This is a genomic window from Mesorhizobium vachelliae, from assembly GCF_033977325.1.
GTDB lineage: Bacteria > Pseudomonadota > Alphaproteobacteria > Rhizobiales > Rhizobiaceae > Mesorhizobium > Mesorhizobium vachelliae.
The window spans coordinates 390,604-416,943 of sequence record NZ_JAVIIR010000004.1; the positions used below are offsets into that span (position 1 = coordinate 390,604).

Below are 26,340 nucleotides of genomic sequence, written 5' to 3' on the forward strand. Positions count from 1 at the left end.
TGAAGGCTGACGGCTCAGGGGCCGTCGCGGCCCCGCGCAAAGCCGACCTTGATCGGCTGTCGCCTGGAAGCGGCTATCCGACGCCAGTCGGCCGTTCGTGCCCGGCGCGGAGGCGCGAATGAGAGAGCGCCGCCCAAGACGGCATTGCCGTCGCCCGCGTCGCCATACCCATCGCCGTCATCCGCATCCGCGTCGGCATCGTTGCGAGGCTCCGCCTGTGGATTCCCACCGCCGGAAAGGAACGCACTGTCCTCCCCGACGCCGTGTTCTTCACTCGGACCGCCGAAGTGGAAGGCTTCACGGCCCTCGTCTCGCACCGATCGTCCAGACGCAGCACTTCGGGCCAGAGAGCTCCCGGCCGTTGTCCTATGGATTCGACCGAGAGCCCGGCGGCAGGTCTCCTCAAGCTCCCGCCGAACCCGGCGGGCAAACTTTGCCCTGAGCGCCAGCATCGCCTGGCCGGCACCCGCGACACCGATCAGTTCGCCCACCTCGTCGAGGGCGAAGATGCCCTTGGTCCTGTCATGCTCGATGTTGGAGCCGTCGACAATGGCGATGTCGACCCGCGACACGCCGACCATCCGTCCTTCGACATGCAGCCAGTCCCCCGCGATCAGGGCGGCGGCCATCATGCGCTTGCGCAACGCGTTCAGCCGCCGCTCCGCATAGGACGCGAGCGAACGCTTGACGTCGAGGAGTAGCGCCGCGTGGTTTTGCGTATCGACCAGGAAGAGGTCCGGCATGTAGCTCGTGCGGTAATGCACCTCCGAACGCAACCTGAGACCCTCCAGGCTTTCCCAGCCGTTGCGTTCCAGAAGCTCCATCGCTGCCGGCACCACGGGAAGTGCCGTCTCGGCTGGCATCAGCGCCAGCGCGGGATTGTCGGCGCAAAGCCGCGCCAGTCCCCATTCCAGGAGCCTGCCCTCATGATAGGTCACCGCGCGCACGATGGCGTTGAGTTCCGCGAACGGCCCGAACACCGCATCCGGTCGGGCATCAGACCCGGAACGCACTGCGGCGATCGCCTTCTCGACCAGCAGGTCGAAGTCACGATCGAGAAGCGCGTCGCCATCCACGTCGCCCGGTTGCACAGCCCCGGCTGGCATTCCATCACCGTGACCGGGGCCAGGCTGGTATCGACCCCGCCCCGAAGTGGCGCTGCCGCCGCCGTTGGGCCGGATGCCCCTGCCCGGATTGAAGCTGTCCATGATCATCTCCACGAGGTGACGGCGAGCGCAAGACCCCAGATGGCCGCTGCCACCTGCCTTCACCGCACTGTCTGGTTGTTCGATTGCTGAGTTCCCGTCGCCGGCACCATCGCCGGCAATCGGGATCGTGTGGTGGCCGGGGCCTGCCTTCCAACCCCTTCGGAGAAGACCGGCCGCCGCGGCAGCCGGGTTACCCCCGCCCTGCGAACCCTAGCGCTACCAGGCGTTGGCAGGGACCATCATCCGCGCTTCGCCATCGTGCCCGGAGACGCCGAGCAGATCGGCAAGCCGCATGGGTGCTGCCGCATCGCTGAACAGCACGCCGTCCACGTCGACCGCCAGCAGCGCGTCGATGTCGACCGCACCGCCGGAGCGGCTGCTTCGTGCCGGCGCCTTGCGCTTCACGCCATTCGTAATAGAGGTATCCATAGCCCTGTCCTTTCCAATCAAGGGATTCGGGTCAGGCCTTCGGCGGTGTTACCAGCACCGGCGGAGGCCGCCTTTGCCCCGGAGCCATCCCGAAGCGCAATCATCCTGGCAGGATCCGAACCGGATCTGAGCCCGCAAAATGCAGGCCGCCCGAACTTCGCGATCGCAGGGTTAACGGCGGGCTCATGATCGAGAAGATGCATCCGGTAACGCAGAAGCCTTCCGATCACCTCTCGCCCGCTGCGTAGGGACCGCACCGGCCGAACCGGCGTCGCGACCGATCCCGGCTCCTTCATCGACAATGAGCTGTCATCCAAAAGAAGAAGCCCCAAGCGGGGCTTCGACAAACCATTGCACGAGTGCAGTTTCGATCACCCGGGTAATCGCGAGAGCGCCGGCGAGCAGGTAATCCGACCCCCGCGCTCGACGATCCACCCGTCGCGCCTCAGGCGCGACAGAGCCGCTTTGGCGACACGCGGACCAAGACCGGTCCGCTCGCGGATAACGGCAGGATCAAGTGCCGCCTTTCCGGCCGCCGCCAGACAGGCAACGATCCGCTGGTCACTGGCTTCCCGCCGTTCGCGCAACGTTGCCAGCCGCTCGGCAAACGACCGGCCATCGGTGACAGCTGCCGCGCCTTCTGGCGTGATCCGGATCCGTGAGCCGGTGCCGATCGCGGCGAGGCCGTCTGCGAGCAAGTGCGTCACGGCAGCCTGAAACGCGGCACGCTTCTCCATCGACCCGACAAGCAATGCGAGTGCATCGCGCTCCAGTCCCGATCGTGGGGCCGCCGCCAGCACGGCCAGCAATTCGCGCTGGTCGCGCTGCAGATCGATCCCAGACGGTTCCTTCCCGGACTCATCGAACCCCGATGCCTTCCGTTCGACCTCGACCTCCTGCTGCGATGCCGGTCGGCCGGCATGGTTTTCGCGGCGTGTGTTGGCGCGAAGACGGGCAAGCACTTCCTCAACCGGCGCGATCGGGTCGGCAAGCCGGGCCACGAGGGTATCCTTGCCAAGCGTGCCTGAGCGGGGCTTGCCGATCATCACCTTGACGCCCTGAACGCTGAACGCCTCGCCGGTGACCAGGAATTCACCCGTTCTCATCGTGGCGAACGCCTTTGCCTGCGTGCTGTCCAGCCCAAGTTCGGTTCGCACCCTCATGTGATCGGTCGCATCGGTAAACTTGCCGAACAGACGATTTCCCATCTGCGTGGTGAACTGCTTGTCGACATCGGGAAGTCGCTGGGTCGCCACGAGCAGGCTCAATCCTCGCTTGCGACCCCGCTTGGCCACATTGGCGATGGCGCCGCTACTGGCACTCCGGCCCGATTGGGGCGCGAACAGCTGAACCTCGTCGATGGCCACCAGGTAGGGTTGCTGCACCTCGTCCGGCAGGCTCATAAGCCTGTCGAGAACCTTGCCCACCAGCACGACCTGATCGTCGGCGGGCAGGGCTGCCAGGTTCACCACCACCGACACCCGGCCGGAGACTGGAATGTCGAGTTTCCGGATCAGTTGGTCGGCGGTCAAATCGACGTCGCCGGCATCGCCGCCGATCACCAGGATCCCGTTCGGCGCGGCATCACGCAGCGAGGCGTAGGCGCCATCGCAATCGAGCACGATCACCGGCAGGCCATTGGCAAGCGACAGTTCCAGCACCTTGCGCATGCATACGCTCTTGCCGCCGCCTGTCTTTGCCGCGATCAACGTGTGCTGTCCAATCAGTTCGGCAAAGTCGACGCTGACCGCCGTTCCGTCATTGGCGTACCCTAATACACAATCCGTTCGGATCGCGCCGGCTTGTTCCAAAACGCTCATGTTCTTCCTCTTCCTGATGTCTGGTGGGAGGTCCGGACCTGATGGCCCGGACCGATCGGTAGTCGAGCTCATGCCTGCCCGGACGCAGCGGTCAGGCCGGTCGCCGCGAGGTCTCCAGGATCCGAAACCGGGGCCTTTGCCGGACCGGCCGCGACCGTGCCGGAAGGGACGCCGGCGGCATTGCGTCCGCCCATGCCCCGCTTCAGGGCCTCGCGCTTCGCTTGCATCCTGGCCTTCTTGGTCTCGAACTTGGCGCGCTCCTTCTCCTTCGTCGCCCTTGCGCGTTCGGCCTCGGCGGCGGCGACCCGTTCGTCGAGAACGGCCCTTGCCTTTTCGGCTCCCGCACGGCCAAGTCCCCATTCGAGTTCGGGCAGCACGGTGTCGGCCAGCCATGCGCCGGTCTTCTCAACCTTGGGCCACGACTCGCCCGAACCCATGGCGTAGAGCACCCGGCGCAGCCGCGACCAGCGGCTCTCGGCCAGGGGCAGCACATGAACGATGCCGGCTCGCGTCTGGCCAGCCGGAACCTGCGCGGCGTAGACAAGCGACTCGATTAGACCGCCGGCGAGCCGCGCGGGATGCACGAGACTGGCTTCGGCCTTGCTCTTGACGACCTGCCCACCCGCATGGTGAGGCTCAAGCGCCACGTGGACGTCTCGCAGCATCTGGTAAAGCGTGTCGAACAAGAGCCTGGACGCGAACGCCGTCTTCTCGGTGACCGTGATTTTCAACCCTTCCGGCCCGCCGTCGTCCGCACTGCCGGTAGGTGCTCCGCCCTTGCCCAACATCGCCTTGATCTGGCCGGCGGTCAGCTCCCGGCCGGACTCGCGAACCGCAAGGACCTCCTCGACCTGTTCACCCGATGCCGATGCAAGATGATAAAGGGCACTGGCGACCAGCCCGAGCGTCACCATGCGATCGCGGTACGGAACCAAGGTTCTATGCACTGCGGCATAGTTCTCCGCCCCGCGCCGCGAGAGCCCGAAGATGGCCTTCGACCACTTCGCGAACGCCTCCTGGTCCGGAGCAAGTTCCCGCACTTCGTGAATGACCGCCCCGCAGTCGAACACCTGCCCCGTCGAGCGGCGCCCAAGATCGACAAACGCGCGCCGCAGTCTTTCCATCTCCTCGACGTGGGTGTCAGGCACGCCGAGCGCGGCATAGTCAGGCCCCACGTCTGCCGTCTTTCGCGCCCGTGCCGACCCCTTGATCCTAGCAACTACCGGGACGCTGTCCGGCACAGGCACCGGCGTTGCGCCGGCAAGATCGTTGGTAGAGGTATGTTTCGCCATAAAATCCTCCGTTGGTTGGCGATTGATGAATGAACGAGAATAATTTCCAGTTCATCAGCCATTATAGAGGAAGAATTTACGCCTGTCGAATCTGTAGATACTATATTACAAAGTATATGTCACTATTTACACTTCCAGAACGTCAATAAAAATCGCACTATATTGGCAATAGAAACTATCTAGCTTTATCAAGCCAGAACGTTGCGGATTCTATATTTCTAATGTCGAGGAGGCCAAGATCTCGCAAATCGATCCTGTCCCGTCGAAAACGCGATTGCCGCCCAATGACCCCCCACGATGCCCGATATAGAATATCTCGCAGGCCGCAGAATGCATCGGGTAAACCCCTAGGCAAAAATTGCCTGGTGCGGATCAATTGGCGCCGGCTCTAGCGTTTTTGAACCAAAGGCCATCATGGATGAGTGCTTGCAAACGGCAGCCGAATTTCTGATAGAGGACCCGCCCCGCAAGAAAACGCGCGTCGAAAGCCCAAAGCAGTGCCGCAGTCTCCCGAACTCGCCGCCGGTGCAGGCTTCACCTTCGAAAACCTGGTTGCGGCACGCTACCTCGCCGCGCTGTTGACCCAAGGCGTGATGCCGCCCTCCAGCGGCGTGGTTAACGCCGTCGCCATGCAGCAACGCGACTTCGGCGAGCCGCTGGACGATGTCATCGTAGACTTTCGCTCGGCTTCCGAACAGCCCGCCCGCCTCAGCCTGCAAAGCAAGAAGAGCCTCACCCTCAGCGCGGCCCCATCCAACACCGATTTCCGTGAAGTGATCCGCGACAGTCTGGCAACCTTGCAGAAAGCTGACTTCCGAGAGGATCGCGACCGTTTCGGCGCCGCTTTGCTCTCCGTCACCACCGGGCCATTCGATACCTTGACTGGCCTATGCGAACTGGCACGCCATTCCGATAGCCTAGCGCATTTTCAGGCTCGCTTCGCGACCGGTGGCAATGCCAATGCCGAGCAACGCGCAATGCGCGACACCATCGCCAGCCTTCTAACCGAGTTAGCTGGCGCCGCGTATAGCGAGGCATTGCTCTTTCGCTTCTTGCGCCATTTTGTGTTGGTCCGCTTCGACTATCTGCACGAAGGAGCGGCCGACCACTCCGAAGGTATCAATGCCGTGCTCCCGGCGCTTCCCTCCGACGCCGCCGCCCAAGCGCCCTTGCTGTGGGCGGCGCTGTGCCAGATTGCCCGGGAAGGTGCGGGCCGATCAGCACGCTTCTCCCGCCCCGACCTGGTGGTGCGGCTGGACCGCGTCGTTCAACTGGCGGGCGCGCCGTCCTTGCGCGGCGATTTGGATAGGGTGTCGGCACTCACCTTGCTGTCATTACGGGACATCGATGACGACGTTCGCGGCACTCGCCTCGACCGGACCACCTTGCAGCACGAGTTGGAACGTCTCCTGGGCGCGGGTCGCTTTGTCCAGGTCCGCGGCTTGCCGGGGTCCGGCAAATCCGTGCTGCTGCGTCGGCGCATAGAACAGGAGCTACGCCGCGGCCCGGTCCTGTTCCTCGAGTCCGACCGGCTGGAGGCCCGAAGCTGGCCCGCCTTTACCACCGCCATGGGCCTTTCTACCACCAGCATCACTGATCTGTTGGTGGAGATCGCCGCCACAGGTTCTGCCACGCTCTATGTCGACGGCATCGACCGGGTGGAAAAGCAGCACCAGGGCGTCATCATCGATGTGGTTCGAGCCATTCTCGCCCATCCCTTGCTGGCAGCCTGGAAGATCGTGATTTCATTGCGCGATGCGGGCTCCGAGCCGGTGCGCACCTGGCTGCCCGACCTGTTCGCGAAGGGTCGGCTCGCCACAATTGATGTCAAGGCTTTGGGCGATGACGAGGCCGAAGTGCTGGCAGACGGCCGCCCCGAACTACGGCCGCTGTTGTTCGGTTCCGATGCCGTGCGCCAGATCGTGCGCCGGCCCTTCTTTGCCAAAATTCTCAGCCAGGCGCTGTCGGCGTCGAGCTCGGATGGCAACTTCGCACCCGCGTCCGAAGTCGATCTGATCGAGAACTGGTGGGCGCGCGGCGGCTTTGATGCCGCCGGCGGCGATGCCACCCTGCGCCAGCGGGCCATCATCCAGCTGGCGGCGGTTAGGGCGCGTGATCTCAGCCGGCCCATCGCACTCAGCAATCTGTCGGCGCCCACGATCGCCATGCTCGCGGCCTTGAAAGCCGACGGCATCCTGCAGGACGCCCGGCCGGGCCACAGCGTGGGCTTCGCCCATGACATCTTCTTTGAATGGGCGCTGTTTCACCATCTAGCTGACGCAGGGTCTGGCTGGATAGAAGCTTTGCGCGCCATAGGTGAGCCGCCCGTTGTAGGCCGGGTGGTGGAGTTGCTGTCTCAGGCTGACTTCGCGGCCGACTGCAACTGGGCCCAGACCTTGGCTGCATTAGAAGCCGCCAATTTGCGCTCGCAATGGACCAGAGCCTGGCTGCTGGGGCCGATCGGCACCCCCAGCTTCGAGACTAGCCGCGAACGCTATTATGCGCTCTGCGCCACTGACGACTTCCGGCTGCTGCAGAAAGCATTGGTCTGGTTCCAGGCGGAAAAGACCATTCCCAATGCCTCCATCCTGGGCGGGCAGCTAGGCGGCCATGATTTGGCGCGCCACGAGATCGTGCGACTGGCCGATGCCATGGGCTGGCCGTCGGACCTGTCCAGTTGGCGCCGGCTTCTTCTGCTCCTGTTAACCCATCTCTCGGAATTGCCACGCCGCCTGATCTCCGATGTCGTCGTGGTGTTCGAGGTCTGGCAGAATGCTGTCGGCGCGATTCCCAATGCGATTTCGTCCGTGATCTTGCAGCAATGCGCGCTGTGGCTGGAAGAGATCGAGCAACTGCGCCACACGGACCGTCGCAGTAGCCGCGCACAACAGCCCTCACCCTGGGACAATTTCGGCACTGACCTCAACAGTCTGGAGGATGCCTTGCGCGCTATTCTGCTGCGCGGCGCCACTGTCATGTCGAATCTGGTCACCCGCTATCTGGAAGCGCTGTTGGCCGATCAATATCGCCTCGACAAGGTCTTCAAGCATGTTGTGGAGTTCTCCCCGATCCTAGCCGCCACCCACGCCGGCAAGCTGGTCGATCTCGCCCTGGCGCATTTCAAGGACGAACTTCCGGAAGACCGCCTGAACCACGAATACGAGGAACGCCGGCGCCGCAATGACCGGATCGCGGCCGCCCGCGCCAAGCCCAAGGGAAAACGTAGCAACGAAGACAATATGATCCTGTCCGGGCCATTTTCCATCGTCGGGCCCCCGTCGCTGGAATATGGCGCTTGGGACAATCTGGCGGTGGACCGCGACGTCAGTGACTATTTCCCGGCCTCGCCGCTGCGCGAACCGTTCCATGCCCTGTTCGATCACGCACCCGCCGAAGCCCTGCGACTGACCAAGGATCTGAGCAATCATGCCATGACGGCCTGGCGCCAGTTGCACTATCTCGATCCCGACCGGGACGGCACCCCCATTCCGCTGGAGTTAGACTTTCCTTGGGGGCGCCAGCAGTTCTGGGGCACCGCCCGAGAGTATTTTTGGGCGCGCGGCGCCTGGGCGCCGAAGCCGCTGGCCGGCGCTTATCTCGCCCTAGAAAGCTGGGCCTTTCAACAGACCGATGCAGGCAGGCCGGTCGATGACGTGATCCGTGACATTGTGGAGGGCAATACCTCCGTTGCCGCGCTGGGTGTGGCGGTGGCTTTGTTCTTGCACACCGGCGCGGCCACCCCCGGTACATTGCCGCTGATCACCAGTCCGCGGCTCTGGAATTACGATTTGCAGCGGCGGGTGCAGGAATCAAGTCTCTCCAGCCTGATCGGCTTTGGCGGGCGCCGCGACCGCGACCATGTCCTGGCGGTGGATGCGCTCAACAAGCTTCCTTTCCGCCAGCGCTGGCTGCGGGACTATTTAGTGCTGTTCTTCGTGCACGGAAGCAAAGAACTCGTCGAACGCGCTCGCGCTATAATCACCGGCTTTCCGCAGAACCTGCCCTTCGATTACGAGGAAGAGAAAGGCGATGCCGCCTGGGTGGCGGACCTGCAAGAGAAGGCGGATTTCAATGCAGAGTTCGCCAAGCCAGAAAATTTCCAGGTCACCACTGATCGCAACAATGCCGAACAAAGGCTGGTGACCATCGACAACCCCCGTGCGCATGAAGCCGTTCAAGACCCAGACTTCCTCGAACGACAAACGCGCCAGAGCGAACATCTGATGTGGTTCTGGGCGCATCGCTCGCTGGATGGCGGGGTATTGGACACAGGTTGTGCCCCGGCCGACGCGGTGAGCTTCGCCAGAGGATTCGAAGCTGCGACGCTGTTTGGTACCGTCGCTGGGGATCATCAAGAAACCAGCATTCGCCGGGGTGCTGTGGCGGGAATCGCGGCCGTAGTGCTGAAATATCGCGATCTATTTAGCGCCAACGACATCACCTGGGCGCGAGGTACAATCGACCGGGCCGCGGAGATGCCGGAAGTCTCAGACGCGCTCTGGTCCAACCATTCCGAGATTCCCTGGCACGCGGCACTGAGCGCCACCACAGCCTTGGCCGGCGAAATTCGCCTGAATCCCGGCGATAGGGCCGCCAAGCGGGCGCTGTTGAAGCTGGTCGCTCATCCGCTGGACAAGGTGGCATTGTTAGCACTGGGTCGTGCGCAGAGCTTGTGGGAAGTAGACCCCAAACTCTCTTGGTGCGCGCTATGGCTGGCGGTTGCGCTCAGTATCTACGACACCCAGCCCCGCCAAGATCGTCTGCGCTTCGAGGCCGGCTTCGTCGCCAATCGGCGGTTGGCGCGGGTAGCACAAGCGCTGGCGCTGTTCGATGCCCCGGACCCCTGGCCGGATTTGCCGGCCTTGCCGCCGGCCTGGGTCTCAGTCGAAGACACCACCCCTGCCGACCCGGACGACGACATTTTCGCGGAGTTCACCGAAGGCGAGAGACGGCAGCGCTGGCGTCAGCCTGATCGCGCCATCGACTGGAGCTTCGCCGCCAAGGCCTTGAGCCAAGTGGCGGTTGGACCCATCCTCGACACTCCCGCCAGCCGCGATCGATTCCTGCGCTTTGCCGTAGAAATGCTGGCCTGGGTGACAGAACGCATGGCGCCCCCCTGGAAAGCGAGCCGGCGGCGTGAATCCAGCGAGCGGGTTGGGCAATTGGACAATGCACTGGGCAGACTCTTTGCCCACATCGCCATGCGTACCACCACTACGGAGATGCGCTCGCTCTTCCTCGACCCGGTGTTCGCGCTGGAGGACGAGACCTGCTTTGAACTAATGAGTCCCTTCGTCGACCTTTATGCCTGCACGGCCGTCTATGATCCGCCTCAGATGCAGGCCAATGCGGTCGAACTGCTGCAACTGGCGTTGGGGCGCATGCTGCGCGATCCGGTGTTCGATCCGGATACCTTTTGCGCAGGCAAGCTGCATGGATTCCAATTACCCGGCATGGTGCGGGTGTTCTTCCTGATTTCGGCCGAAGCTGGCGGTGCGTCACGCTTCGCCAACGGCCATTGGGCGGATGTCGGCAAGCTGATGCCGGTGATCGATACCTTGGTGCGCGCGGCGGGATGGTCGGCGCGCGTCATGTCGGATTATCTCACTTTAGTTGAGCGTAGCCAGGCAGACTATCCCGCCGAAGCCTTTGCGGATCAGATACTAGCCGTCCTGACGCCGGGCCGCGATACTCTCAAAGGCTGGCGCGGTACCGCCCTGCCGGCGCGCATTGCCGGCTTGGTGCAGGCGCTGGCGTTCCGCGAGACGCCAATGCAGCCCGGCTTGGCGCAGAAGCTGCTGCGGATTTTGGACGTGCTGGTTGATATGGGCGACCGCCGCAGCGCCGCGCTCCAGATCAGCGACAGCTTCCGCGAGGTCCGTGCAGCGAGCTGAGTATTCCGTCCAACGCAACCGTACTGGCTTACGATGATTGGCTGCCACTGCCTGACCTGACCCCGATGTTCCGGGATCCGTCTTCGTCAGGATTTTGGACGAGGCACAAAGCAGCATGTCGCCTCTGGGGCCGTAAGCGGACAAGCAGCTTTCAACTGCAGGCGGACCGGAAGCGGAAGTCAGCCGGCCAGGAGGCCAACATTCAACCCGGCGCCACGACGCCTTGCTCGCTGACCTTAAGAGGAAGCGGCTGGTCTCCAAGGAGCAGCCTGCCCACGACCTCACGAGCATCATGGGGATCAAGGGAGTGCTTTGCTATCAGGTCCCTGCACTCGTTGACGATCTGATCGGCGTCTTGCATGACCTTGAGCTGCTTATAGCGATCGTGCCGATAAAGCCCCATGCTTTCACCAACCACTTCAAGGATATTGATGATGCGGAATGGCCAATCGCGCTCGTGAGCACACAGTTCGCGATGATCGGAATGATAAACCGCAACTAGCGCATCAACGCCCGCGTCACGCGCCGCTTCAAGTTCTCTCAGCTGCAACTCACGCTTGAACTTAGGAAGCACACCGACATGCACGCTCTGCAGACCCACCGCCGGCTGTTTTAGATCGACAAGCTCAACGCCGGGGACCATCTTCAGGATTTCGGTGGCAGCCTCCACGACGCCGGCCACGCCAGGATGCTTGTGTAGCGCGACGCGAATGTCGACCCTGTGCTGAAGGTGGGGCCTCAACTGCGCCAGCCGGTCGCGGAGGAATCGCATGAACGGGTTCATCTCGAACGGGCGGGAGCCGCGCTGTCGTTCCACCGTTGGCAGGATGTTTTCTGTGAACTGGACGTAGCAAGTCGGACACCAGGTGATCACCTGTCCCAACCTGGAGTGCGACAGCTTCTCCATCGAGTTCGACGCCATGCGACCGGTCATCTCGGCGTCGCCGGCCTTGAGTTGCGAAATGCCGCAACAATGGCTGGGACCGCCCATCACCTGGTAACTGATGCCGAGCTCGTCCATGATATCGAGGGCAAGCAAGGCAATGTGCGGCGTCTTGAGTACATTGCAGCCGGTGTAAAACACAAAGTCCGCCGGCTCTGCAGGCAGGGATCCTGACGCTGATTTTTGACCCAGACGCTCTAGGACCTCCGTATCGAGTTGCAAGCGGGATAGCATCGCTACACCGCGGCTGACCTCGCGGTATCTCTCCACGCCTTGCCGGCGTCGTTCAGCAGGCTCCTTGTCGGACTTCGCAACGCTAAGGCGTGCCATGGCAAGGAGAAAGCGTGGATTGACGCCGTAGTCGCACGCCTTAATGCATTCTCCGCTGAGCATGCAGGAGGCTGCCCATTTGCGCGACGTCTCCGGACCCTTGCCGGTGCGGACAAGATCGAGAATACCACCGATGAGGTCTTCGGACTTCGCATCCGGGATGCCGGCGGGCACCACGCTTGGACAAACCTCAACGCACTTGCAGCACCGCGTGCAAGCATCAAGCATATCCTGGATGCGTTCGCCCAGAACCGTCTCGAAGGACGTCTCATTCACCGGGGGCATCGCGGGCTCCGAGTCACCTGAAGAATGGGCCGTACGCGCACATTGCTGCGAAATTAACATAAAAATCGGCAATCTTGAAGGATGAGGCTTTCGTGCCCGCGCAGATTGCTAATCAGTCAGGAAGACCAGCCTTGCGATAACCGTCAACAAAATGTTGCACCGTTTCGGCATCCCGAGCCGGTTGGCGCGATGCCCACTCGCTCGTCGTAAAGCTGGGATTGCTCGCCAGAAAAATCTGGGCCTCGCGAATTGCCTCGTCCTTGCGTCCTTGTTGAGCCAGACTCGCCGCAAGAATACGCCGTGATCCCGTGCGATATGTCGCCTCGACGCGCAATGTCTTGACCGCCGCATCATAGTCCCGCGCGGCGTATTGCGCGAAGCCAAGCTCCCAGTAATACCAGCCGGAAGGATGCGGATTAAGGCGAAATGCCCTCCTTATGAGGTCGATGCCCTCTGTCGGTCTACCGGCCAGCACCGTCAATTCTGCACTCATAACCATTGCGTCGGCATGGTTGGGATCGAGGGCAAATGTTACTGCGAACTCTTTCTCTGAATCTGCCCAGCGGCCTGCAGAAGCTAGGAGGTAGCCGAAAATCCAATGGTTTGAGCCGTCGTTCGGATCGAGCGATACCGCCGCTTCCGCCAATCTTATAGCTTCGGCAAGGTTTGAGTCGGCGCTGTCTATAGCGTTGCTCCAAAGCGACCAGAGATTAAAGCCAAGCCACCGAATTGCTTCCGCATAACCGGGATCCAGGGCTATCGCCTGCTTCAGCAGGAGGATCGACTCCCGGACCGCCTCCGGAGAGCCGCCCATGGAGGCTATTAGCCCTCTTGCCCTCACGCAGAGGTCGTAAGCGTCAAGGTTTTTCGGGCGATTGCGCACAGGCAGTGGCGGCGTCAATTTGCCGACCAACGCCTGCACGATCCTGTCTGCCACTTCATCCTGTACGGCAAAGACATCCTCAATACTGCGGTCGAAACGCTCGGCCCAGAGAAGGTCTCCACCGATTGCATCAACAAGTTGAACGTTGATTCGGATCCTGTCGGCCGCCCTTCGGGCACTTCCCTCCAGCAGAAACCGGACACCCAAATCTCGCGCTATGACGCGCACGTCAGTCGTCTTGCCCTTGTATGCCAGGGAGGACTGCCGCGCGATGACCAATAGCCCGGGATTTCGCGACAGATCCGTGATCAGGTCTTCGGTCAAGCCGTTGGCAAATGCATCTTGCTCAGGGTGGCCGTCTAGGTTCGCGAATGGCAGGACCGCGATCGAAGCCTTGCCTGGGATAACAGGATCAGGACGCCTCGGCTCGACATCTCCGGACGCGTGCACCCGGCTATCGTCGACAAGATACCCTCGCCGCGGCAAGGTCTTGATCAATCCGTCCGCGCCCGGACCCAGGGCGCGTCGAATGTCCATGATGCATTGAGTGAGGGATTCGTCGGAAACGGTCACTGCCGGCCAGATTTCGGAGACAAGCTCATCCTTGTGCAATATCCTACCGGCGTTTGTAATCAGGTAGGTCAGCAGCGCGAGCGATTTGGGGCGCAAATCGACGTCGGCGCCATCTCTTAGAAGCCGCCCTTGACGAAGATCGAGCACATGGCCATCGAATTCGAAAAACATGGCATGATGACCATGTCTGAAGGCCGAGAAGTTGTCGACTGGCACTTCACCTATCCGGGCGGTCGCCTGCAGCGCTCGTCAAGGCGAAATTTCGTCTCGATCTAATACAAGTTTCAGGGGTCTATCACGACGCGACGCCCGTCGACGGGCGACAATCTCCGGGTTCCAGCCGCGACGTTCGCGACTGGGAATCCTCGGAACCGGAGATTTTCAATGTCTTCCATAATCGCTTTCCAGCGGCCGAAGGCTAACCAGCCCCGTGCCCCGTTGACCACGACCTTACTTCGCCGCGCCAGCCTGCTGGTGAAAGGCCCAATCCTGGTCTTGCAATTCTGGCGCATGCGCAGCGAACTCGCGGCGCTCGCCCGAATGGACAGTCGCGAACTCGCCGACATCGGGCTGATGACTACGGATATCGCCAATGCCCTGTCGAGCATCGGGCCCGACAAAACCGAAATGCTGGCCCGCGTCGCTCACGACCGACGCTGCCGGCAGGAAGCGTAGGTCAGAGGGCTCGGAACGAGCGCTGAATTGATTGGACTTAACCGGTCAATTCGAGCTTCAATCGCTATCTGTCCCTTGGGAAATCGTCCCTGCCAGCGTTTGTCTGATCACTGTTGGCCCTAACACGCTCGGCGCTGAGCGGCGGCAGTTTGGAAGGACCATGAACGATTGGCAGTTTGCAGTGATGAAGGCCCTTCTCGAAACAAGGCAAGTCATCGCCGAGGACGAGCCAGGGCACCATCTCATCGACCCTGATATGTGCTTGCGGCTTCACGAGCGTCAAATCTTCGAGCGTACAGGCGAAGATCGAGAGTTCTCGCGAGTTTTCGTAGGAGACTGGCGACCCGCATCGTCCACAATGCGTACGCTCGATACCCTCCGATGACTCGTAGGATAGTGGTGTTCCGCGGGTGTAATGGAATTGCGCCTTGTCGATATTGAAAAACGTCACGAAAGGGCTCGAACTCTGCCGCCGGCAGCTCTCGCAGTGGCAATGAACAACGTCGAACATTGGCCCCGTGATTTCATAGCGGATATCGCCGCACATGCACCGGCCTTTCGTCTTCGGCGTGCCTTTCGCGTTTAATGATTGAGGTTCGGAATGTTCTGAACTCACAGCTCGTCTCCTTGGTTGAACCGACCGGCAAACTCACCTGGCGCAGGGGCGATGGCACTCTAGGAGGAAGCAGACAGGAGATGTTACGGTGACGGTCGAAGCATCGGACTTCAATAAGGCTTACCAGCAGCCATCGACGGGTTGAGCAATGGCGACCAACGCGATGTTTGCAGAAATCGCGGCGCTGGCAGGCGATCCGGCTCGATCGAGTATGCTTCATGCCTTGATGGATGGTCGCGCCCTTACGACAACGATGTTGTCGAGAGTTGCAGGCATCTCGCCGCAGACGGCGAGTGGTCATCTGAGCCGATTGACGGCCGTCGGCTTGCTGAGCGTGGAGAAGCAGGGACGATTTCACTACCATCGACTAGCCAGCGCTTCGGTGGCACGGATGCTTGAAACTATGATGCAAGTAGCGGCTGAATTGGAACCCGACCGCGCTCGACTTTCCACGGAGCGAGGGGACGCCGAACTGAGGAAGGCGCGCACGTGCTTCGACCACTTTGCGGGCCAGCTCGGTGTAGCCTTGGCCGACACGTTGGTCGCGCAAGGATTCGTGGAACTTAACGCCGAGGCAGGGATGGTCACGGAGGCCGGCCTGACGTTCCTCGATGCCGCTGGGCTCGACACCCGACCGTTACTGTCCCGACGAACCGGCCGACAAGGTGGCTTGTTATGCCGTCAGTGCTTTGACTGGAGCGAGCGTCGATCTCACCTTGGCGGTGGATTAGGCGCTCTCATTTGCACCCACAGTATGAACAACGGCTGGACAAGGCGGCTGGATGGGACGAGGGCTGTGCTCATAACTCCGAAAGGCGAAAAGATCTTCCGCGAAGCCTTCGGGCTGAAGATTAATAGCAGGCGATGCACTTAATCCTGTCGCCAACTCCTGTCGCTGAAGCGGATTTTGGCGCCAAATCCGGTGGATGCTCCATGCTAACGGTGTGCTCATTTAATTCGCAAAGATTTCGAATTTTCCGGCATCGGCTTGCGTCCTGACCAAAGGTGCGTGGGAACGCAGGCGACTCCATTTCCAAGAAGGGCGAATGTCACAGAATTGCGAGATTGATGTCTGGACGATCGAGGCTGAGACAGAAACGACGAGCAGCACCACGCGTTTAGCTTTTGTGCTACCTTAGCCCTGCGATGCACAAACCCTTGATGTACAGAGCCCTGTCCCGTTCATGTACGATCGGGTGGTGTTTCTCGATCCACTCAACGGACAGGGAGGGGTGAAGCCGCCGAGCCTGAGAGAGCGCTTGGCGGGCGAGGACGCTGTCACCCGCCATGCCCGCCGATGCCGCGAGGGTACGCCAGGCCGTCCCGAAATGAGGTCGGAGCTCCACCGCTCGGTTTTCGTACTCCGACGCCTGGGCGAAGCGTTTCGCCACGAAATGGCACAGCCCCGTCGTCGATAGGTTTGCGGCCTGCGTGAAGTCCCGAGGGCTGAGGCGATCTGCGATGGCAAGGTGGTGCAATCCATCTTCAGGCATGCCGCCGTAGCCATAAGTGCATCCAAAGATTACGTGGGCGAAGGCAAAGCTCGGGTTGAGGACAATCGCCTCGGTCAGCGCTGCCACAGCTCGATCGAAGTGACGCGATGCCATGTGCACAAAACCTGCGGCGAAGTGGGTCCAAGGGTCTTCCGGGTCGCCGCGTATCGCCCGATGGGCCATATCGAGGGCGGTCGGAAGTGCGTCAGGGTCTGCCAGGCCCAGTATTACCCGCGCTGCAAGCGCCCAAGCTCGCAGGCAGTTCGCGCGCGGATACTCGGGGTCGATGTCCGTGGCCCTGGTTAGCAGCCGCTCGGCGAGCTCGATCTCCTGCCCGGAACCCCATGTCCAGACATAGGGCATCGCTTTCATCGTGAAGCCCCAGGCATCAAGACTGCCAGGCGCCCGGCCTTGGAAGCGTTCGTGCTCGGCTGCATAGAGCCTTGGCTCAATCGCGCCGATCACGCTTTCTGCGATCTGGTCCTGGAGCGCGAAGAAGTCCGCCATCTCAAGATCATAGCGTTCAGCCCATATCTGGCGCCCGTTTTGGACGTCGCTCGCCCTGGCAGTAATCCTCAGGCGCTGTCCCGAGCGGCGTACGCTTCCGTCGAGTACATAGCGCACGCCGAGCTCGCGCCCAACCTGCTTCACGTCCACCGCCTTGGCACCATAAGTGAAGGATGAGTTGCGGGCGGAGACGAACAGCCAGCGTAAGCGCGCAAAACGCGTGATGATGTCTTCCGCGAGGCCGTCGCCGAAATATTGCTGATGGACGTCGTCGCTTAGGTTGGCGAACGGAAGCACGGCAATGGAAGGGCCGGGCTCGCCCGCCTCGCGATTGTAGGTGGCGCCGTCTAGTCTCTTGATCTCCCCGGTGAAACGATAGCCGACCCGAGGAACCGTCGCTATCCAGTCCTGACCGTCCGGGGTGGCGCCGAGTAGTTTTCTCAGGGATGCGATCTGCACCGCCAGGTTACCTTCTTCGATCGCCGTTCCCGGCCATGCCGCATCAATCAGCTGTGATTTGGTGAGCACTTCGCCCTGCCGCTTCACCAATGCCTCAAGCAGGAGCAGCGCGCGATAGCCGACAGGAACCGGGATGTGCTGTCGAAACAGCGTTCCCGTCTCAGCATTGAGCGCGAAAGGACCGAATACGAAACAACATCCTTGCATATGACGAATTTTATAGGCCCCTTAAGACTTTTTGTAACTCTTAAGCAGAGCTTAAGGACATCGACCCTCGATTCCTCCAACGTCTGCTCGAGCTACGATAGGAGGAGACGATGAGTGCAAGTGTTGAATCGGCGGCCCGCTCCGATCTCGAAAGAGCCAAGAAGGACGCCTACGACCCGGTCTTCAAGCGCATCGCCGTTCCGAGCTTTGACAGCCTTCGCGAGGAGCGACAGCACCGCAAGCAGCGCCTTGCTGGCGCCTTCCGTATCTTCGCTTCGCTCGGCTTCTGTGAAGGCGTCGCAGGCCACATCACCGCGCGCGATCCGGAGTTCACCGACACGTTCTGGGTCAATCCCTTTGGCATGCATTTTGGGCAAATCAGGGTCCACGACCTGATCCGGGTTGATCGCGAGGGCAACGTGGTCGAGGGCGAAAGCCCCGCCAATATCTCAGCTTTTGCCATCCACGCGGCAATTCACGAGGCCCGCCCGGAAGTTGTCGCTGCGGCCCATGCCCATTCTATCTACGGCAAAGCCTGGTCCGCGATCGGTCGTCTGCTCGATCCGATTACTCAGGACGCTTGCGCCTTTTACGAGGACCACATTTTCTTCGACGATGCGCGGGTGCTCATTACAGAGGCGAGCGAAGGTGCCGGGCTTGCCCGCTGCCTTGGCCCGCACAAGGCTGCGATTCTGCGTAATCACGGCCTGCTAACCGTCGGCGAGACGGTCGAGGAGGCTGTCTGGTGGTTCGTCGCGATGGAACGCTGCTGTCAGGCGCAGTTCCTTGCCGAGTCTGTCGGCCAGCCACTCCAGATCGACGGTTCGAACGCTCGCGCCGCCCGAGCCGTGAACGGAACTCCCTTCACTGGCTGGTTCCAGTGCCAGCCACTCTGGGACCAAATCGTGAGATTGCAGCCGGACTTGCTGAATTAGCTGCGGCAAAGCTCATGAGAAGCCAAATGATGCTTGCGGACACCAAGTGCTGCCGCGAGGCCGCCGCCTTGTTTGGAGTGAAATGGGCTGCCATACAGCTGATGTTATGCTGTTTTGGCAGCCCAACGGTTCATTCATCGGTCCCGGCTGGCTTCGTAGGAGGCCTCGAAAATTGGCGCGGCCAATATAGCTTGCGTATCCGGCGGGCTCTGCCCGCTAATATTGTGGCTAATTAAACGGCGAACGATTATAGAAGCCAAAAAGGGCCGATAGCGGGCTCGACTGGTCCTTCCCGACCACTTCGAATCGCCGAAATGGGGCCGGAACCAGTCTGTCAGGTCTCAGCGTCAGTCACACGCAGTGGCTGCCGTTCTGCAGCCGCCCTCGTTGCCGACATGGGGATTGTGCATGCGGCGAACGTACCAGAGTTGGAGAAACCTAGCGGCGCTCGGCAGATTGTTATCCCGTGCCATGGTGACCGCCAATTATGGTTGCCACCTAGTCACGGCCTCGCGGCGGCTTCCGTGACCGGAACTGGATGGCAAGCCCAACGGCGCCCAACAGCAAGCCGAACGCGATCAAAGCGGGTGCGCCGTCGATGTCACAGTAGACCGAGACGCGCAGGGCGAACAACGTGGCGACGAGAACCAGCACAAGCTGCGGGAGGTGGCGCTTCAAAATAGAACTCCGGCGGTCTAACCGCCGGGCCGTCCCGGACATTTTCATTCGCAGAGAGTGGAGGACATGTCCTCTGATGAAAGGCTCCGTTCTGTAGCTCTTCTGGTCAATATTCACCGTAAGTTTCGCAATCACCTGTGACCCTTGCAGATGGGCCATAACCGGTTGCTAGATAGCTGCATAAGCACGATGCCGCTCACGATCAATGTCGGCTCTCCACTCCATCATCGACATTCATGCCGCCTCAGCTCAATCGCAGCTTACGGACATCTTCGATAGCGTCTGAGTGGCTGGAATTAGGCGCGAAGCGGTCATTCCGTGAATATGCGAGAACGGTCATTCATGGGGACACCTAGAGACTAGGCAAAATTTGCCCGGAGGTTCCCTCCGGCTTAGCGCGACTGTGGATGTGCTGCGGATTGGACCCTTGACGTCAATCTCGGATCCGGGCACACAGGTGATGCACAAATTGTGGCAAGATGGCTCTTGCGGACGGGATTTGTCAGCGATCTCAAAGATCTAGCTGGGATGTCGTGTTTGTCTGTCTGGGAATCCAGGTTCCCCAGCCAGCTCTTCGCATCGGTTGCTGATTATGGGAATGCGTGCCGGCGCTATGTTACCCGCGCCGCGTGCAGGCACACGTGGCCTCGAACCTCTCATTTTGAGCCTTTCATGCCAAGTGCCGATGCCGTTCGAAGATCGCCAGTTTGTGCCCATATGTCATCCGCATCTCGGATCGGCACCCTTCGCACCTGAAGGTTCTGACGCTCTTGATCCAGGAGCCCTTCCTGACGATCGTCTGGGAGCAGTGTTGACATTGGAACGTCAGGTTCTTGTCATGCAGGTCATTTGACAGGGTCATCATCCCTCCTGGCCGAGCAGGCCGTGCCGCCCCCTCGACCACAAGGTTTATACTAAACGCTGCAGCACAGAACGTGACAGAAGTCACATGCATAAGTTGCAGCCGTCACCAACGCTCCTGCTTGCCCAATTCCCTGTTGTTGGCCCTATATATTAGCAATCAACGATATATTAATGACTACCATGCAGCCTGTACGAATCGGGAATATGCCCGATCGACGATCCGGCACTCCGTGTGCCGAGACGCTCGACCGATGCGGAGCAAACGCATGAGTGTCGAAACAGCATTGGCGCAGTTGTTGCGCATGATCCATGGTCGCGCCCTCAATTTGGCGGCACTGCCGGATGATGAGAGAGACCCATACTACGACAGCATCCGCCGATCCTGTTGCGGAGCGGCCGAGCACATCGGCCAATCGCCCGACAATGCGGCGATCACGGCCAACAGCATGGTCGAATTTACCCGGGCGATGGTCGGCATCATAGAAGCCGGGCGCAGGTAAGGCGCAGACGTCGGCAGGCTCGCGAAGCGCTGGGGAGGTGCCGAGAAGCGCGGTCACAGCGCGTCACCCGAAGCTTGCAAGGGGATGATGCCCATCTGCAGGTCAACGATCCAGCTTTGGAGCGATCGCTATCTCAGATCGCGCCCCAAGTGTTCGACGACAAGTGCTTGGCTGTAGGCATTACCGGCCAGCAAATATCCAATTGATTGTCGGACGGCAGCCCGTTCCGCATCCGCGTTGGATAGCGGGCATCCTGCGCATATTTCAAGGCCGCGCCCATGCGGTTCAGCGTCTTCATTATCGACATAGACCTATCCTCAATTGGCCATGGCTGTAACGGGGACATCCCCGCCGCTTCACGATGGCGCTCTATGTGAGCGACCTTCGTTTCCGCTGCATTGCACGCAAGCACCGAGCCCGTAACCAGAACGACTGCCTCTGAAACATTTGCATGCAAACGAGCCGTCACAGCCTGCAAGGCGTCCCGTCAGCTCGACCTGCCTGCCATATGCCAAGTTGCCATTTCGAAACAAATTCGCGCTCAAGCGCCATCAAACCGAAACCAAATTGCAGGAAAACCGCCATCGACCGGCACGACCGGAATTAAACAAAGGGAAAATCGAAATGTCCAAGCTTCTTCGCAATGTAATTCTCGCCGTTGTTGCCGTCTCTGGTCTGTATGGTTCGGCTTTTGCTCAGCAGACGACCGTCACTTCGTGCAGCAACCATGACGATTACTATAGCATTTGCCTGGGCGCGGCCAACAATGGCGGCCAGCACGGAGGTCGTGGAAGCGATCGTCGCTAATCGGCGAGCCGCGCTGAAAAGGTCTCGCCGGCACCTCGCTGGCGAGGCCTTTTGCGCTTCGAAGTGGAGTGGCGGCTGCCGCTCGCCCGTCGGGCATATCTTCCATGAGAGACGCCAGCCGCCTGGAACCGAGCCTCTGCCGACCGGTTCCCTCGGCAATCCCATCCAAACCGATACTTCAGCAATTTTTCCCAAGTTCTGAAGTCGCAGCGCTGCAACAGTTCTGTTTCGCTTGCTTATCCCTTGGGAGAAAACCATGCCGATCGCAATGTCCCCGTTTCTTGCCGCGCTCGGGTCCGACAATCCTTCGGCCGACCGAACCATAGACATGAACCTCTACGGATGGCTGATCGGGAGTTGGGACATGAATACGGTCCGCCACCTCGATGGCGGCGCAATCCTGAAATCGACCGGAGAATGCCATTTCGGCTGGGTGCTTCAGGGCCGCGCCATTCAGGACCTTTGGATCAGGCCCAGGCGCCCTGCCCCATCCACCATGTATGGCACGACCTTGCGCATCTTCGATCCCGGGATCGGCGGCTGGCACATCATCTGGAGCGATCCGCTCAACCAGGATTATTCGCGCCAGATCGGACGAGCCGAGGGCAAGGACATCGTCCAGATCGGCGAAGACTCGCGCGGCCTGCAAGCGAGATGGTGCTTCACCGAGATCACGAACGACAGCTTTCACTGGATCGGAGAGGAAAGGGCCGCCGATAGCGACCCCTGGCGTATGACGTATGAACATTTCGCTCGACGGACGAATCCGTGAGCTGCCCGGTGGTTTCGGTCGCCTTTTCGCTATCGGATGGCTATCTGCCCGCGTAAATACCCCGGACCGGCCAGGTCATTTCGCGGAGCTGCGAGAGAACGGCGTTCTCGAAGTCCGACGGTTGGTGAAACTCGCTGGTGACCACACCCAGCTTGCGCGACGGCAGGCCGTCCCGCAAGGGAACCACGGCGAGGCCGGGCAGCGGGCACGATCTGGCGGCGATCTCGGGGACGACGGTCAGGCCGATATTCTGCTGCGCGAGCTGGCAGCCGGTCATGAGCTGGCGGACCTCGACGACGGTCTTTGGCTGCAGGCCGGACCGCTCGGACATCATGGCGAGCCAGTTGCCCGATGTCGTTCCCGAGGGAAAGCGGATGAAAGGCTGGGCGAGCACATCTTCGTCACCCAGCTCGGATCGCGCGGCAAGCGGATGCGACGTCGACAGGACGACACAGGCGCCGTCCTGGCAAAGCGGTTCGAACAAGAGACCGGGCGACGGAACGAAGACGCTGCTGATCCCGAAATCGATCTCGTTCGACCTCACAAGCTGGAACGTCTCCTCGCTGTCGATCTCCACGATATCGAGCACGTGGTTCGGGAACCGGGACCGCAGCGCATGGAAGGCGGGGCCGATGAACATCGCGGCGAAGGACGCCACGCTCGCAACCCGCAGGATCTGCTCCGTGCCGAGGCTGAGCGAGGCAAGCTGGTCGACGATCGCCTCGTTGCCCGCAACGAGCCGCCGCAGGGCGGGCAGCAGCGCGCTGCCGGCGGGGCTGAGCCGAAGCCCTTCGCGGTGACGAACCAGCAGTGCGAAGCCCAGCTGCTTTTCCAGCTGCGTGACGTGCTGCGAGATGGCCGGTTGGGTAAGGCCCAGTTCTTCCGCCGCCTGGGTGAACGAGTTCAGCTCCAGCACCGTCAGCAGGCTGCGCACGCGCCGCACGGATATCTCATCGCGTCGGGAAAGCATGACGGCACCTTCATAAGCGTGTTCGGACAACCATAACGAAACGCTATTTCCTCGCGTATTCATAAGCAACTAGCTTCCGCTGCAACGATATGCGGAGACTTGGAATGACGGCTCGCGACTCAGGAATTCAACGAATTCATGCCCGCAAAAACCATTCCTGCTACGGAATGGGCCTGGGCATCATCATCCTCGATGAGGTGTACCCGGGCTTTCCCGGCGATGTGCGGAACGCCAGCGCCTATCCCTTCCCGATCCAGTATGAAATCGCCGAAGGTGTCGACATCCAGAACCTCGTCCGTGGGGACGACAAGAAGGCCCTGCTTGAGCCGATCGTCAGGGCCGCGCGGAAGCTGGAGCGCATGGGATGTCGGGCGATCGCCGCCGAATGCGGCTACTTCGCCTGGTTCCAGAAGGAGATCGCGGCCAGCGTCGATGTGCCGGTCTTCGCATCGAGCCTGCTGCAGGTGCCTCTCGCGCAGATGATTATCGGCCCGGAACGGGTCGTCGGCATTCTGGTCGCCGAGGGCGACCGGCTCAGTGACCGGCACCTGACCTCCGTGGGCGTGACGCTCGGAACGAACTACGTCGTTCACGGCGCGAAGGACAACGGCAAGACGCCCCAGTTCGACACCCTCTGGACGAAGGACATCCGGCCCGAAATCCCGACCGCGGATTACGGTCTGGCGGAGCGCGACATCGTCAAGGTGGCGAAGGACTTCGCCGCCGCCCATCCCGCCATGAGGGCAATGGTGCTCGAGTGCACCGGGTTTCAGCCCTTTGGCCGGGCGATACAGCGGGCAATCGACATGCCGGTGTTCAGCTGGTCTACCTTGCTGGACTACGCTTATTCAGTCGCCGCGCACCGGGATTTCTACGGTCATGTCTGAGATGTGCGCAAGGCCAAGCGACCCGGCTCCGACGCTCTATATTAGCGTTAACTAATCATAGACCGTGTTGTCCTATTCTGAAACAGCGCGGTCTACTGCCACACAATGACCGTGCAGGCGGCTCTAGCCTAACGCAACCCCCGCCCCCAGCTGGAGCCGCCACCTTCACAATAGCGCTTCGGGTTGAACTAACCCTTACCAAACATCCTTTCTGGCACGTTTCGAGGAAAGTTTGGCTTGTAATCAACCGCTTAGTCGACCGGCCAGAGCATTTGGCCGTTAGCACTTCCACTGCCAGGAGCCACTCTCGTTACAATACCGGTGCCTAGCAGTCGCAGAACTGAAACATCGCTACTTTAGCGTGCCGTCGGTGATGCAATAGAAAGCGTGTGGCCGATGGCGATCCCTCAAAGCCTCAATAGCGCAGAACTCAGATTTGAGTGTCCAAGCTGCCAGCATCCGATTATCCGCAAAGGCTCCTGGTTTAAGTCCGCAGCCACATTCAAATGCCGAGGTTGCCAAAAGGCGCTGCGGCTCGGATACTCAGCAAAGGTCCGATTGTTCGAAAAATACATGCATTTAGCCAGCCCCGATGCGATCGGCTAAAGCATGTCTCCCGAAAGTGGGATCCGGTTTCGGGATAAAGAACATGCGTAAAACCAAAAAACCTAAAGCGCATGGAGCGAATCTGAAAGATCGCGACGCGCTTTAGATCCGGTAGACGCCAGTCATCTCATTAAGCCAAGCGGTGTCTCAACGCGCACAGGGCTTTGAATATAGGGACCAATTCAGGCTCAACCGCCTTATAAAAAAGCGCGGCTGGAACCGCGCTTTTTTGATCCTTTGGCTTTAACCTGAAAACAGGCGAGCGCTACTCAGCCGCCTCATAGCCGGCGATGCCCTTGATCTCGAGGAAATGCTCCAGGCCGTATTCGGCATATTCGCGGCCATTGCCGGACTGCTTGTAGCCGCCGAAGGGCAAGCCGGCATCCCAGGTCGGATAGTTGATGTAGACATTGCCGGAGCGCATGCGCGCCGCCACGTCGCGCGCCTTCTCGATGTCCTTGGCCTGGATGTAGGAGGCCAGACCATAGACCGTGTCGTTGGCCTGCTCCACAGCCTGCTCAACCGTGTCGTAAGGCAAGATCGACAGCACCGGCCCGAAGATCTCTTCCCTGGCGATGCGCATGTCGTGCGTGACATTGGCGAAGACGGTCGGGCGGACGTAGTAGCCGCGGTTGAGCTCGGCCGGGCGGCCGGGACCGCCGGCGACCAGCGTGGCGCCTTCGTCGATGCCGCTCTGGATCAGATCCTGGATCTTGTCGAACTGGATCTGGCTCACCACCGGGCCGAGCTTCGAGGTGGGCGCATCGGCCGGGCCGACAGTGAATTTCTCCGCCGCCTTCTTGGCGTAGCCGGCCGCCTCCTCGTGACGGTCGCGCGGCACGAACATGCGGGTCGGCGCGTTGCAGGACTGGCCGCTGTTGCCGAAGCAGCCGGCGACGCCCTTGGTGACGGCCCGCTCCAGATCGACATCGGGGAACAGGATGTTGGCCGACTTGCCGCCGAGCTCCTGATGCACGCGCTTGACCGTGTCGGCCGCCGCCTTGGCGACCAGGATGCCGGCGCGGGTCGATCCGGTGAAGGACATCATGTCGACATCCGGATGGCTTGCCAGCGCCTGGCCGACGGTCGGGCCATCGCCGTTGACGAGGTTGAAGACACCCTTCGGCACGCCGGCCTCGTCGATGATCTCGGCGAAGATAATGGCATCGAGCGGCGCGATCTCGGACGGCTTGAGCACCATGGTGCAGCCGGCGGCAAGCGCGGGACCGACCTTGCAGGTGATCTGGTTGAGCGGCCAGTTCCACGGCGTGATCAGGCCGACGACGCCGATCGGCTCCTTGACGATCAGCGAGGAGCCCTTGATGTGGCGGAACTGGAAGGTCTTCAGCACCGCGGCCATCTTCTCCAGATGCGCCTGGCCGACGCCGACCTGGCTGTCCAGTGCCATCTGACGCGGCGCGCCCATCTCGCGCGAAACGGCGAGCGCCAGATCCTTGCTGCGCTTCTTATAGACTTCGATGACGCGGTTCAGGATATCGAGGCGCTCCTCGACCGAGGTGAAGCCGTAGGTGGCGAAGGCGCGCTTGGCGGCGGCCACGGCCTTGTCGACATCGGCTTTGGAGCCCAATGAAATCTGGGCGAAAGCGTCCTCGTTGGAGGGGTCGATGACGTCCGTGGTGTTCGGCACCACGGGATCGACCCAGGCGCCGTCGATATAGAACTGCAGATCGTGTGACATGGTTTGCT

Annotated in this window: 19 protein-coding genes; 8 read left to right on the forward strand and 11 right to left on the reverse strand. The window is 61.1% G+C overall.

Annotation, left to right across the window (positions count from 1 at the left end; genetic code table 11):
* Positions 1-14: 14 nt before the first annotated feature.
* From RFM41_RS12135 to RFM41_RS12150, 4 genes are all read right to left on the reverse strand, one after another.
* Positions 15-1,208 carry a hypothetical protein gene (locus RFM41_RS12135; protein ID WP_320245447.1) on the reverse strand — a complete coding sequence of 398 codons (1,194 nt, stop codon included), beginning with the start codon at positions 1,206-1,208 and terminating at the stop codon, positions 15-17.
* A gap of 216 nt (positions 1,209-1,424) precedes the next feature.
* Positions 1,425-1,637 carry a hypothetical protein gene (locus RFM41_RS12140; protein WP_320245448.1) on the reverse strand — a complete coding sequence of 71 codons (213 nt, stop codon included), beginning with the start codon at positions 1,635-1,637 and terminating at the stop codon, positions 1,425-1,427.
* Between the two features lie 371 nt (positions 1,638-2,008).
* On the reverse strand, positions 2,009-3,457 hold the full coding sequence (locus RFM41_RS12145) for an ATP-binding protein (protein WP_320245449.1): 1,449 nt from the start codon (positions 3,455-3,457) through the stop codon (positions 2,009-2,011).
* Between the two features lie 68 nt (positions 3,458-3,525).
* Entirely contained in the window at positions 3,526-4,749 is a 1,224-nt protein-coding gene (locus tag RFM41_RS12150; RefSeq protein ID WP_320245450.1) for a hypothetical protein, read from the reverse strand.
* 497 nt (positions 4,750-5,246) lie between these two features.
* Here RFM41_RS12150 and RFM41_RS12155 point away from each other — a divergent pair, with 497 nt between their 5' ends.
* On the forward strand, positions 5,247-10,643 hold the full coding sequence (locus RFM41_RS12155) for an NACHT domain-containing protein (RefSeq protein WP_320245451.1): 5,397 nt from the start codon (positions 5,247-5,249) through the stop codon (positions 10,641-10,643).
* 202 nt (positions 10,644-10,845) lie between these two features.
* Here RFM41_RS12155 and RFM41_RS12160 read toward each other — a convergent pair whose 3' ends face one another.
* Positions 10,846-12,201, reverse strand: coding sequence for a heterodisulfide reductase-related iron-sulfur binding cluster (locus RFM41_RS12160; protein ID WP_320245452.1), 1,356 nt, complete (start codon positions 12,199-12,201; stop codon positions 10,846-10,848).
* Positions 12,202-12,313: 112 nt separating this feature from the next.
* A complete protein-coding gene (locus RFM41_RS12165; protein ID WP_430691483.1) occupies positions 12,314-13,828 on the reverse strand; it encodes a winged helix-turn-helix domain-containing protein in 1,515 nt (504 codons plus the stop codon).
* 213 nt (positions 13,829-14,041) lie between these two features.
* On the opposite strand from RFM41_RS12165, the gene RFM41_RS12170 reads away from it, so the two are divergent.
* Positions 14,042-14,332 (forward strand): YjiS-like domain-containing protein, encoded by a 291-nt coding sequence (locus tag RFM41_RS12170; protein ID WP_320245454.1) that lies wholly within the window; start codon positions 14,042-14,044, stop codon positions 14,330-14,332.
* Positions 14,333-14,396: 64 nt separating this feature from the next.
* Here RFM41_RS12170 and RFM41_RS34175 read toward each other — a convergent pair whose 3' ends face one another.
* The gene (locus RFM41_RS34175) at positions 14,397-14,948 is read right to left on the reverse strand and encodes a GFA family protein (RefSeq protein WP_441338893.1); all 552 of its coding nucleotides are present in this window, start codon (positions 14,946-14,948) and stop codon (positions 14,397-14,399) included.
* A 148-nt stretch (positions 14,949-15,096) separates the two neighbouring features.
* Between RFM41_RS34175 and RFM41_RS12175 the strand changes: the two genes are divergently transcribed.
* Positions 15,097-15,822: an ArsR/SmtB family transcription factor gene (locus tag RFM41_RS12175; RefSeq protein WP_320245455.1), complete on the forward strand. Its 726-nt coding sequence runs from the start codon at positions 15,097-15,099 to the stop codon at positions 15,820-15,822.
* 256 nt (positions 15,823-16,078) lie between these two features.
* Here the strand turns inward: RFM41_RS12175 and RFM41_RS12180 are convergent, their stop codons facing one another.
* Positions 16,079-17,614, reverse strand: coding sequence for a winged helix-turn-helix domain-containing tetratricopeptide repeat protein (locus tag RFM41_RS12180; protein ID WP_320245456.1), 1,536 nt, complete (start codon positions 17,612-17,614; stop codon positions 16,079-16,081).
* 110 nt (positions 17,615-17,724) lie between these two features.
* Between RFM41_RS12180 and RFM41_RS12185 the strand changes: the two genes are divergently transcribed.
* Both RFM41_RS12185 and RFM41_RS12190 read left to right on the forward strand, forming a co-directional pair.
* On the forward strand, positions 17,725-18,549 hold the full coding sequence (locus tag RFM41_RS12185; RefSeq protein WP_320245457.1) for a class II aldolase/adducin family protein: 825 nt from the start codon (positions 17,725-17,727) through the stop codon (positions 18,547-18,549).
* 1,808 nt (positions 18,550-20,357) lie between these two features.
* Positions 20,358-20,591, forward strand: coding sequence for a hypothetical protein (locus RFM41_RS12190; RefSeq protein ID WP_320245458.1), 234 nt, complete (start codon positions 20,358-20,360; stop codon positions 20,589-20,591).
* A 133-nt stretch (positions 20,592-20,724) separates the two neighbouring features.
* Here RFM41_RS12190 and RFM41_RS12195 read toward each other — a convergent pair whose 3' ends face one another.
* Positions 20,725-20,889, reverse strand: a complete 165-nt coding sequence (locus RFM41_RS12195) for a hypothetical protein (RefSeq protein WP_320319264.1) — start codon at positions 20,887-20,889, stop codon at positions 20,725-20,727.
* 326 nt (positions 20,890-21,215) lie between these two features.
* On the opposite strand from RFM41_RS12195, the gene RFM41_RS12200 reads away from it, so the two are divergent.
* Positions 21,216-21,398 (forward strand): hypothetical protein, encoded by a 183-nt coding sequence (locus RFM41_RS12200; protein WP_320245460.1) that lies wholly within the window; start codon positions 21,216-21,218, stop codon positions 21,396-21,398.
* 256 nt (positions 21,399-21,654) lie between these two features.
* On the forward strand, positions 21,655-22,170 hold the full coding sequence (locus RFM41_RS12205; RefSeq protein WP_320245461.1) for a hypothetical protein: 516 nt from the start codon (positions 21,655-21,657) through the stop codon (positions 22,168-22,170).
* Between the two features lie 40 nt (positions 22,171-22,210).
* Here the strand turns inward: RFM41_RS12205 and RFM41_RS12210 are convergent, their stop codons facing one another.
* Positions 22,211-23,140, reverse strand: a complete 930-nt coding sequence (locus RFM41_RS12210; RefSeq protein ID WP_320245462.1) for a LysR family transcriptional regulator — start codon at positions 23,138-23,140, stop codon at positions 22,211-22,213.
* Between the two features lie 104 nt (positions 23,141-23,244).
* Between RFM41_RS12210 and RFM41_RS12215 the strand changes: the two genes are divergently transcribed.
* Positions 23,245-24,027, forward strand: a complete 783-nt coding sequence (locus tag RFM41_RS12215; RefSeq protein WP_320245463.1) for an aspartate/glutamate racemase family protein — start codon at positions 23,245-23,247, stop codon at positions 24,025-24,027.
* 871 nt (positions 24,028-24,898) lie between these two features.
* Here RFM41_RS12215 and RFM41_RS12220 read toward each other — a convergent pair.
* Complete coding sequence (locus tag RFM41_RS12220) at positions 24,899-26,332, reverse strand: aldehyde dehydrogenase family protein (RefSeq protein WP_320245464.1); 1,434 nt, start codon at positions 26,330-26,332, stop codon at positions 24,899-24,901.
* Between the last annotated feature and the right edge of the window lie 8 nt (positions 26,333-26,340).

What these genes read in the sequence shown, in the direction of transcription:
- RFM41_RS12135 (WP_320245447.1), bottom strand. Translation starts at nt 1,208, where the DNA reads ATGGACAGCTTCAATCCGGGCAGGGGCATCCGGCCCAACGGCGGCGGC.
- RFM41_RS12140 (WP_320245448.1), bottom strand. Translation starts at nt 1,637, where the DNA reads ATGGATACCTCTATTACGAATGGCGTGAAGCGCAAGGCGCCGGCACGA.
- RFM41_RS12145 (WP_320245449.1), bottom strand. Translation starts at nt 3,457, where the DNA reads ATGAGCGTTTTGGAACAAGCCGGCGCGATCCGAACGGATTGTGTATTA.
- RFM41_RS12150 (WP_320245450.1), bottom strand. Translation starts at nt 4,749, where the DNA reads ATGGCGAAACATACCTCTACCAACGATCTTGCCGGCGCAACGCCGGTG.
- RFM41_RS12160 (WP_320245452.1), bottom strand. Translation starts at nt 12,201, where the DNA reads ATGCCCCCGGTGAATGAGACGTCCTTCGAGACGGTTCTGGGCGAACGC.
- RFM41_RS12165 (WP_430691483.1), bottom strand. Translation starts at nt 13,828, where the DNA reads ATGTTTTTCGAATTCGATGGCCATGTGCTCGATCTTCGTCAAGGGCGG.
- RFM41_RS12170 (WP_320245454.1), top strand. Translation starts at nt 14,042, where the DNA reads ATGTCTTCCATAATCGCTTTCCAGCGGCCGAAGGCTAACCAGCCCCGT.
- RFM41_RS12175 (WP_320245455.1), top strand. Translation starts at nt 15,097, where the DNA reads ATGGCGACCAACGCGATGTTTGCAGAAATCGCGGCGCTGGCAGGCGAT.
- RFM41_RS12180 (WP_320245456.1), bottom strand. Translation starts at nt 17,614, where the DNA reads ATGCAAGGATGTTGTTTCGTATTCGGTCCTTTCGCGCTCAATGCTGAG.
- RFM41_RS12185 (WP_320245457.1), top strand. Translation starts at nt 17,725, where the DNA reads ATGAGTGCAAGTGTTGAATCGGCGGCCCGCTCCGATCTCGAAAGAGCC.
- RFM41_RS12190 (WP_320245458.1), top strand. Translation starts at nt 20,358, where the DNA reads ATGAGTGTCGAAACAGCATTGGCGCAGTTGTTGCGCATGATCCATGGT.
- RFM41_RS12195 (WP_320319264.1), bottom strand. Translation starts at nt 20,889, where the DNA reads ATGAAGACGCTGAACCGCATGGGCGCGGCCTTGAAATATGCGCAGGAT.
- RFM41_RS12200 (WP_320245460.1), top strand. Translation starts at nt 21,216, where the DNA reads ATGTCCAAGCTTCTTCGCAATGTAATTCTCGCCGTTGTTGCCGTCTCT.
- RFM41_RS12205 (WP_320245461.1), top strand. Translation starts at nt 21,655, where the DNA reads ATGCCGATCGCAATGTCCCCGTTTCTTGCCGCGCTCGGGTCCGACAAT.
- RFM41_RS12210 (WP_320245462.1), bottom strand. Translation starts at nt 23,140, where the DNA reads ATGCTTTCCCGACGCGATGAGATATCCGTGCGGCGCGTGCGCAGCCTG.
- RFM41_RS12215 (WP_320245463.1), top strand. Translation starts at nt 23,245, where the DNA reads ATGACGGCTCGCGACTCAGGAATTCAACGAATTCATGCCCGCAAAAAC.
- RFM41_RS12220 (WP_320245464.1), bottom strand. Translation starts at nt 26,332, where the DNA reads ATGTCACACGATCTGCAGTTCTATATCGACGGCGCCTGGGTCGATCCC.